Origin of the sequence: Paenibacillus sp. AR247 (assembly GCF_002968895.1) — a bacterium.
GTDB lineage: Bacteria > Bacillota > Bacilli > Paenibacillales > Paenibacillaceae > Paenibacillus_AQ > Paenibacillus_AQ favisporus.
The window spans coordinates 226,376-235,281 of the sequence record NZ_PCZT01000002.1 but is presented as its reverse complement, the minus strand read 5'-3'; the positions used below and the strand labels follow the sequence as shown (position 1 = coordinate 235,281).

The following is an 8,906-nucleotide window of genomic DNA, read 5'->3' as shown; positions in this document are numbered from 1 at the left end:
AAGCAAAAGCTGGAGGAAGCCTTGTAAGCCCTATCTTGACCTAACCGAGGAGGTGTCCATCCATGGACGTGCTTTATTGGATCGCAACCAATATTTTCGGAACACCTGCCATACTGCTCGGCTTCATCGTTCTGGTCGGCCTTATGCTTCAGAAAAAATCGACCAGCCAGCTGGTGAGCGGGACGTTCAAGGCGATCATCGGCTTCCTCATCATCGGAGCGGGTTCGGACGTCATCGTGAATGCGCTGAACGTGTTCGAACCGATGTGGAAGGAAGTGTTCGGCCTGAAGACCAGCTCGCTCGGAAGCTTCATGGGCCAGGAAGCCTTCAACGCCAAATTCGGCAGCGCCGTCACGCTGGCCATGCTGGTCGGCTTCCTGATCAACGTGGCGCTGGCCCGGTTTACCCGGTTCAAATACATTTACCTGACCGGACACATGATGTTCTGGACCTCGACGATCTTTGCGGGCGTCATCGTCCATGCGGCAGGCACCGGCGTTCCGGTATGGAAACTCGTGGTCGTCATCGCCGTCATTCTGGGCCTGTACTGGACCTTCCAGCCGGCCCTGGTCCAGCCGTTCCTGAGAAAGGTTACCGGGAACGACAACATCGCTCTGGGCCACACCTCAGCCTCCGTCGCCCTGCTGGCGGCGCTGCTGGGCAAGGTGCTCGGTAACAAAAAGAACGATTCCGAGAAGATCAAAGTGCCGAAGGGATTCGAATTTCTACGTGACTCCAACGTTATTACGGCGCTCAGCATGGGCGTGCTGTTCCTGATCGGAGCGATCATTCTGTCGACCAAGGGGACCCCAGAAGCTGCTGCCCTGATCGCCAAGGCAGGAGACCAGAACTTTATCATTTATTCCATTATCCAGTCATTTACGTTCGCCGGCGGCATTGCTATCGTGCTGATGGGGGTGCGGATGTTTGTCGGCGAGCTCGTGCCGGCCTTTAACGGGGATTGCGACCAAATTGGTGCCCGGGGCCAAGCCGGCGCTGGATGCCCCGGTCGTGTATCCTTACGCGCCGAACGCCGTTGTGCTCGGTTTCCTCGGCGCCTTCGCCGGAGCCATCATCTGGCTGCTCGTGCTCGGCAGCACGGTGTCCTACATTTTTGTACCGACGATGATCGTGCTGTTCTTCCACGGGGCGACGGCCGGCGTATTCGGCAACTCGACGGGCGGCGTGCGCGGTGCGGTAATCGGGGGCTTCGTTACATCGACGATCGTCGCCTGGGGGCAGTTTGTCATGGTAAGCTTCCTGATCTCTTCAACCGTGCCGGACACGGCCATGTGGGCCGCTGACTCGGATATGTTCATCATCGGTCCGATTTTGCACTTTATCGCCAAGCTGCTCTTTTAACATGGATATTTGAAACCGGCCAAACGGAAGACGGCGAGCGGTCGGAGCGCCGTCTTTCCTGGGCCATTGCGGGTCTTGTATGCAGCCGGATCTTACCAACGACACCAACCACTCACCAAGAATGGAGGAGGAACGATTATGGGCTTTATTCGCACACTTCACGGGGACATGGATCCGAAGGAGCTCGGGTTTACGTACTCCCACGAGCATATCGTATGCCGCCCGGCCTATTGGCAGGAGCGGGGGGAAGACGACCTGCTGCTGGACGACAAGGAGAAGTCGAAGCTGGACGTGCTGGATTTCAAACGGTACGGCGGGCAGTCGATCGTGGATGCAACGGCGGTCGACTATGGCCGGGATGTTCATGCCGTAGAGGAGATCGCCCGCGAAACGGGCATCCGGATCGTCGGGACGGCCGGATTCAACAAAAGCTTTTTGTGGGACGCGGGCATCAAGGAAGAGCTGAAGCCCCTTATCGGGCCCTATGATACTTACGCCCAGTGGATTGAGGCGAAAACGATCAACGAGTTGGCCGATTTCGTCATTCGCGAGGTCGAGGAAGGGCTGGAAGGGACGCCGTTCAAGGCAGGCCAGGTCAAGTTCGGAACGGGCTACAACCGGATCACGCCCTTGGAGGAAAAGACGCTGCGGGCCGTGGCAAGGGCTCACCACGAAACGAAAGCTCCCGTCCACTCCCATACGGAGGTCGGCACGATGGCGTTGGATCAAATTGAACTCTTGAGAAGCGAAGGCGTAAACCTGTCTTATTTGAGCCTCGGACACATGGACCGGAATCCGGATCCGTATTACCACGAGCAAATCGCCGCAACCGGCGCATTTTTGAGCTTTGACGGTATCGGCAAGATCAAATACGCGCCTGAAAGCACGCGGATCGCACTGATTCTGAATCTCGTCCGCAAAGGGTACGAAGACCAAATCCTGATCAGCGGGGACACCGCCCGCAAAACCTACTACAAGCATTACGATCATGGACTGGGGCTGGAATATATCATTGCCAAATGGATGCCCCGATTCATCGACGAGGCGGATCAAGCAGGGTTTGACGGCAAAAAGCTGATCGAGAAGTTTTTTGTCGCCAACCCGGCCCGCTGCTTTACATTCAAAAAGTAAGGGGGCAGGGTCATGAAATTCGAGCATGAAAACTCGGCTGACGTCATGGACAAGATCCGCCTGCACCGCACGGCCATACTGCCGGTTGGCGCCGTGGAAGCGCACGGCCCGCATCTTCCCCTCGGCACGGACAATCTGCTTGCCGAACGGCTCGCGGACAAACTGGCTGCGCGCACCGGCGGATTCGTGCTGCCGACGCTGCCTTACGGGCAGGTGTGGAGCCTGCGTCATTTTCCGGGGAGCATAAATGTGTCTAACGAGGCGCTGATTGGGCTCCTTGCCGATATCGGGGAAAGCCTGCACAACCAGGGCTTCCGCATTCTGGCCATGGTCAACGGCCATTTGGGAAATGCCGTCGCCCTGAAGGAGGCCGCGAGGGTGCTGTATGAACGGGTGCCGGACCTGAAGGTATTCTATTTCTTCTATCCCGGAACGAAGGAAGTGACCGCAGAAGTCCGGGAAACGCCTGCGGTTCATGGCACCTACATGCATGCCGACGAAATCGAAACGTCCTACATGCTGTATTTGGCTGAAGAGCATGTGGACATGGAGCGTGCGATCGACGGGAAACCGCATATCCCAGCCGACGCAGACTGCACCCCCACACCATGGGAAGAAATGACGTCTTCGGCGGTGCTGGGCGACGCCACCCGGGCCAGCCGGGCGAAAGGGGAAAAGATCATCGAACGCAGCCTGGACGCGATGGCGGACATGGTGCTGCAGGCCAGAAGGAAGCTGGATTTTGAAGCGAAGGGGGAGGAATTATGCTGATGAACGCGTATTTCAACATTATCGGCGAGCTGCTGCATAAGGTACGGACGAAGCAGGCAGAGGAGATCCGGAGAGCTGCTGTCAAGGTCGCGGATTGCATAGAGCAGGGTGGCATCATCCATTTATTTGGCTGCGGGCATTCGCATATCCTCACCGAAGAAGTGTTCTATCGGGCCGGCGGGCTTGCTCCCATCCGTCCCATCTTCGTGGAGAAGCTGATGCTGCACGAAGGCGCAGTGCGCTCATCCGAGCTGGAGCGGCAGAACGGCCTTGCGGCAGACTTCATGGATGAGCAGGATATCCGGGAAGGCGAAGTGGTATTCGTGCTGTCTACCTCCGGGCGTAATCCGGTACCGGTGGATGTTGCGCTAATGGCCGGGCAGAAAGGTGCCTTTACCATCGGCATAACTTCCCTGGCGTATTCCAAGAGCCAACCATCCCGCCATGAGAGCGGCCGGCATCTGGCCGATGCCGTCGATCTGGTCATCGACAACTTTTCCGTTAAAGGGGATGCGGTGCTTCGGTATCCAGGCATGGAGGTAGCTTTTGCGCCCAGCTCGACGGTGATTGGCGCAGCGATTCTGAACGCCGTATTCGCGGAGGCGATCGGGATCATGTTCGACAAGGGGCTTACGCCGCCGGTATTTTTGAGCGGCAACATCGATGGGGCCGACGCGCATAACGAGGCATTGATCGAAGCTTATAAGGGCCGGATCGCGCTGCTGGCGTGACCGGCTTCATAAAGGGGAGGAGCAACATGATTACACAAACGGTGACCATACGGAATAAACAGGGCTTTCATGTACGGCCGGCTCAGCAGTTCTCGGACCGGGCGGGACAATATGAAGCGCAGGTGGCGGTCGTAACGGAGGATGGACGCCGGGCCGACGGCAAAAGCATGCTGGAGCTGATGACGCTTGGGCTCGAAGCGGGATCGGTCGTCACGATCGAAGCCGCCGGACCGGGAGACGAAGAAGCGGTCCGCGCTTTGGCGGAGCTCGTGGACGGCAAGTTCGGTGAGGACTGATGGACACGCTGTATGTTCAAGGCATCGGCGTGTCGGAAGGGGTACGGATCGCGCCGGCCTTCATCTACCGACGGGAAGAGAACGGTCGTGCTCCAGCTCCTGCGGAGCTTCCCGACGACCCGGAGGCGATTCGGGCTGAGCTCTCCAGGCTGGGAGAGGCGAAGCGCCGGTGTGCCCGGCAGCTGGAGGAGCTGGCGGCAAAGGCGGCGGAGACGCTCGGTGAAGACCAGGCCGGGATCGTGACGGGTCAGCGAAGGCTGCTGGATGACCCGGCCTTCTATCCGAAGATGGAGGCCTGGGTGCAGGAGAAGCGGGTGCCCGCGGAGCAGGCCGTTGCCGGCATCGTGGAACAGGTAGCCGGCGTGTTCGAGGCCATGAGCAACGACTATATGAAGGAGCGGGCCGCGGATATCCGCGACATTGGCGGACGTCTGCTGAACGCGTTGGCGGCGAAAGAGGATCGCGGGTTATCCGAGATTACGGAGCGGGTCATCCTCGTGGCGGACGACTTGGCGCCGTCGGACACGATCCAGCTGGACCCGGAGCTGGTGATGGGGCTGATCACCCGCTCCGGCGGTGCGACGTCGCACACGGCGATCCTGGCGCGCTCGCTCGGCATTGCCGCCGTCGTCGGCGCCGGCAGCGCCATCGACGGCATCGCGGACGGCGATCTGATCGCCGTCGACGGGGCGGCCGGACGCTGCATCGTCCGGCCCAATGAGGCGGAGGCGGAGCAGAGCCGCCTCCGGATGGAGGAGGGCGAGCGGGAGCGCGCCGCGCTCGCCCGTTACGCCGCGCGTCCGGCGGTGACCGCCGACGGGACGCGCGTGGAGCTGGCGGCCAACATCGGGACGGCCGCCGAAGCAAAGGCCGCCGCCGCGCAGGGCGCCGGCGGCGTGGGGCTGTTCCGCACGGAGTTTCTGTTCATGAACGCCCCGGCCATGCCGGGCGAGGAGGAGCAGTTCCGTGCGTATCGGGAGGCGGCGGCCGCCATGGATGGCCGCCCGGTGATCATCCGCACGATGGACATCGGCGGTGATAAGGCGCTGCCGTATCTGGATCTGCCGCGGGAGGACAATCCGTTCCTCGGCTATCGAGCGATCCGGATCGGCCTGGGCAGGCAGGATCTCCTGAAGGTTCAGCTGCGCGCGGTGCTGCGGGCCAGCGCATTCGGCAACGTCAAGGTGATGTTCCCGATGATTTCCGGGCTGCAGGAGTGGAGGGAAGCCAAGGGCGTGCTGGAGGAGGCGAAGGAAGAACTGAAGCTCAGCGGGGCGGCATTCGACGAGTGCATCGAGGCGGGAATCATGGTTGAGGTGCCGTCGGCGGCCGTCATGGCAGGGGCGTTTGCCCGTGAGGTCGATTTCTTCAGCATCGGTACGAACGACCTGGTTCAGTATACGCTGGCCGTGGACCGGATGAACGATAAGGTCGCTTACCTGTACGATTATTTCCACCCGGCGGTGCTGCAGCTGATCCGCCAGGTCATCGAAGCTTCCCATCGGGCGGGCAAATGGACCGGTATGTGCGGCGGGATGGCCGGCGATCCGCTGGCCGCTCCGCTGCTGCTTGGGCTCGGTTTGGATGAGTGGAGCATGGAGGCTGGCAGGCTGGGCGTCATCAAAAAAGAACTGTCAGCTCTCGACCGGGAAGCCTGCCGCTCGCTGGTCGACAGCGTTCTGACGCTGGATACGCCCCATGCGGTTCGTCAGGCGCTTGAAGAGTTTCGACGCGCCATCGGGCATACGCTATAGGTACATCGTTTAAGCATCCTACCGCTGAATTTGAAGGAAAAGGCAGAGCGTCCTCTCTGAGAGGATTCTCTGCCTTTTGGATTTGCGGCATGGCGGATTGCGATAATGCTGAATTATTGTAGTAATTGCGGTAACGGTAATTCGCAATACGGTAATGCACAATACGGTATTGCGCACTACGGCACAGCGCATTACAGCATGGTGATATGAGGAATATCGCCTTACTGCGGTCAGCCCGAGTGCCTTTTGTTTTTGCAGGCTCCTTTTCTCGTACTCACTGTTAAGGTCCATCTATATTTTCCGTACCGGCCACAACAGTACCTCCAGCCGCGGGGTATACGTCAGCAGCGCCGGCTCCGGGTCGTGGACCAAGCCGAACGAAGCCGTCAGGCTGTTCTCCTCGATCCACAGTCCGGCCTCCTGGAGCGGCCAGGGAAGGTGGTGAATCTCCCCGATTCGGAGCTCACCGTCGGACCCGGCGGAATACAGACAATACCGCTCGGTCAGCCAATGGACAAGGGTCCCGGGCTCGGCATGATAGACCTTCGGGTTTACCGCGCAGTACCGGCTTTTCCATACCGCCGGGGACTCTCCGTGCCCGCGATCCCTTTCGCTGACATAATGGATGAATCCCTCTTGATGGCCCTTTTGCATTCGGGCGTAACGGTAGGGCAGGCGGGCCAGCATGCGGGCCCCCGCGACTACAAGCGGATTCGACGCTTCCAGCATCAAAAACCAAATGCCGGGTTTGCCGCTGCAGTTCACGTACGTTCTAACGTTCAGCTCCAGGAACTTCCGGGTCCCCGGTACGGGCGGCATCCCCCGCATGCGAAGCGGATCCAGCAGAAACGGGGCGACGCTGACAGACTGTGTTCATCTACTGGCCAATGGGCGAACAGCAGCTCGTTCCATCCCTGCTTCATGACCCAGGGCCCGTCAGGCATAGGTATAGGTCGATGGCTCGTTTGTTCCAGGATGCTGCGGTTTTTTCATGGTTCTCTCCTCTCGGCGGTTTGGGTAGGGTTACGTATCGTTATTACACATCTATGCACAAATACGATGTTTCATATCCTGGGGCACGGGTAAGTAATGAAATGCACGCGCAACACTCAAAACCCTAGAAGGAGTGATTCGAAATGGCAAATAACAAAGATAACCGTAAGATGACCGTCGAAGAAGCCGGACGTATGGGTGGCGAGCAAACCGCCAAAACGCATGACAAGGAATTTTATCAAGAAATCGGCAGAAAAGGCGGCGAGGCGACGGCTGATTCCCATGACCGTGAGTTCTATGAGGAAATCGGCCGTAAGGGCGGCGAGGCGACATCAGACTCGCATGACCGCGAATTTTATCAGGAAATCGGCCGGCAAGGCGGAGAAGCGAGAAGCGACAGCGATGGCAGGGACGGAAAAATGAGCCGTGAGGAAGCCGGCCGCAAGGGCGGAGAGGCCCGGGCCCGTCAAAGAGACAACTCTTAATCAGGCGATACGATAGATGAACCATAGTAAAAAGGACCTTCCTTCGGGGAGGTCCTTTTACTGCTATGGCGCGTCAATCTATGCCCGCGGCCGTCAGACCGGCGAGTTTGGCGCTCGTCATCGCGGTATCGGCAAGGCGCCCTTCGCGTCCCACCCAGTCGCCGGCGACGTACAGCCCGCGAATTTCCGGAACGGCCGGTCCCGGTGCGGGAGCATCCCCGCTTCGCAGCGCAGGCCGGGAAGCATGAGCGGCAAGCAGATTCGGTGAGAAACGGACGGCGGCGGCTTCCCGCACCCAGCCCGGCTGAATGGCTTCAAGCCTTTCCTTCAGCCGCCCCAGGACTAACTTGGGATCATGGGAAGGACTGGAGCCGTGGTATGTCATCACATGGATCACTTGGGAACCGTCTTCTGTGAGCGGGATCGCTGCCGAATGGTTCGAATAATAGAACGGCTCATCCAGTCCGAGTACAAACGCCCGATCCGGATGGGACACCTGTTTCAAAGCGACGTCCAGGCAGGAAACGTACAGCGGGTGAGCGTGCTCTCTCCAGACGTCCAGCGAATGGCTGTGCAAGCCGGAACCCTTGAGCCATTTGCTGACCGCATGCGGTCCGGCCGCGGCGATGATGCCGCCTGCTCTGAGGAGGGTCCCTTCGGACAGAAGGATACCGGTGACCGTTCCCTGCTCATGCACAATTTGGGCAGCTTCGGCACCTGCGGCGATGACAACGCCGGCCTGGACGGCTTCCCGCTGCAGGCTGTCGATGACCGTCTGCCAGCCTCCAAGCACATACCGGACGCCTTGGCTGGCGAGCTGTCCTTGTTCCAAAACGTAGCCTGCGCTTAACCGCTCCATGTCGTCATCGTAGGCCCACTGTCTGCACATGGCGTAAAAGAACTGGCGGACGCGGTCGGAGAGGACATGCCCCAAAGCCCATTCCTTCATGCTGATCGAGCGGACCGGCTCCGGATCGATCCGGTTCAGGCTTCCCATGAGCGTACTCCATTCCGTCTGCTCTTCGGGACTCAGCTCTTCGGTGGCATGGATCAGCTTCCCGTCTAGAATGCCGTACATGGCATTTTTCGTCCCGCTGCCCAAGGAAGGTTTGCAGCCGAGCTCATCCAAAATCCGCAGCGCAGCGCTTCCTTCGTACATGGCGCGGGGGCCGTAATTAAACAAAGCTCCCCCGATTCTGGCGGTTTGGGCCAAGCCGCCAAGGCGGCTGTCTTTTTCAAGCAGTATGACGGATCGCCCGGACCGAGCTGCATAAATCGCTGCGGTCAGACCGGTCAGCCCGCCGCCAATTACGGCAATATCATAAAATGGGTGTTCCCTAGTCATGTTCATATTTAGTTTCATTATAGAGTGTGCTCCCCTCG

The 8,906-nt window shown here is 59.5% G+C and carries 7 protein-coding genes and 2 pseudogenes; 7 read left to right on the top strand and 2 right to left on the bottom strand.

Annotated elements, in window-relative coordinates; translation table 11 throughout:
* Positions 1–62: 62 nt before the first annotated feature.
* The 6 genes and pseudogenes from CPT76_RS01490 to ptsP all read left to right on the top strand — a co-directional run bounded on the left by CPT76_RS01490 (position 63) and on the right by ptsP (position 6,045).
* A pseudogene (locus CPT76_RS01490) lies at positions 63–1,362 on the top strand (PTS ascorbate transporter subunit IIC).
* A 138-nt stretch (positions 1,363–1,500) separates the two neighbouring features.
* Positions 1,501–2,493, top strand: a complete 993-nt coding sequence (locus tag CPT76_RS01485) for a phosphotriesterase family protein (protein WP_105441702.1) — start codon at positions 1,501–1,503, stop codon at positions 2,491–2,493.
* A 12-nt stretch (positions 2,494–2,505) separates the two neighbouring features.
* Positions 2,506–3,264 carry a creatininase family protein gene (locus CPT76_RS01480; protein WP_105441701.1) on the top strand — a complete coding sequence of 253 codons (759 nt, stop codon included), beginning with the start codon at positions 2,506–2,508 and terminating at the stop codon, positions 3,262–3,264.
* Entirely contained in the window at positions 3,261–3,995 is a 735-nt protein-coding gene (locus tag CPT76_RS01475) for an SIS domain-containing protein (protein WP_076170792.1), read from the top strand. The genes CPT76_RS01480 and CPT76_RS01475 overlap by 4 nt, the downstream gene beginning before the upstream one ends.
* A 26-nt stretch (positions 3,996–4,021) precedes the next feature.
* The gene (locus CPT76_RS01470; protein ID WP_076170389.1) at positions 4,022–4,291 is read left to right on the top strand and encodes an HPr family phosphocarrier protein; all 270 of its coding nucleotides are present in this window, start codon (positions 4,022–4,024) and stop codon (positions 4,289–4,291) included.
* On the top strand, positions 4,291–6,045 hold the full coding sequence (gene ptsP / locus CPT76_RS01465; RefSeq protein ID WP_105441700.1) for a phosphoenolpyruvate--protein phosphotransferase: 1,755 nt from the start codon (positions 4,291–4,293) through the stop codon (positions 6,043–6,045). Before CPT76_RS01470 ends, ptsP begins: the two co-directional genes overlap by 1 nt.
* Positions 6,046–6,336: 291 nt before the next feature.
* Here the strand turns inward: ptsP and CPT76_RS01460 are convergent.
* Positions 6,337–6,897: pseudogene (locus CPT76_RS01460) on the bottom strand (YqjF family protein); the annotation flags it as partial.
* Positions 6,898–7,181: 284 nt separating this feature from the next.
* Here CPT76_RS01460 and CPT76_RS01455 point away from each other — a divergent pair.
* The gene (locus CPT76_RS01455) at positions 7,182–7,523 is read left to right on the top strand and encodes a KGG domain-containing protein (RefSeq protein ID WP_076170387.1); all 342 of its coding nucleotides are present in this window, start codon (positions 7,182–7,184) and stop codon (positions 7,521–7,523) included.
* A gap of 73 nt (positions 7,524–7,596) precedes the next feature.
* Here CPT76_RS01455 and CPT76_RS01450 read toward each other — a convergent pair whose 3' ends face one another.
* Complete coding sequence (locus CPT76_RS01450) at positions 7,597–8,886, bottom strand: phytoene desaturase family protein (protein WP_146116117.1); 1,290 nt, start codon at positions 8,884–8,886, stop codon at positions 7,597–7,599.
* Between the last annotated feature and the right edge of the window lie 20 nt (positions 8,887–8,906).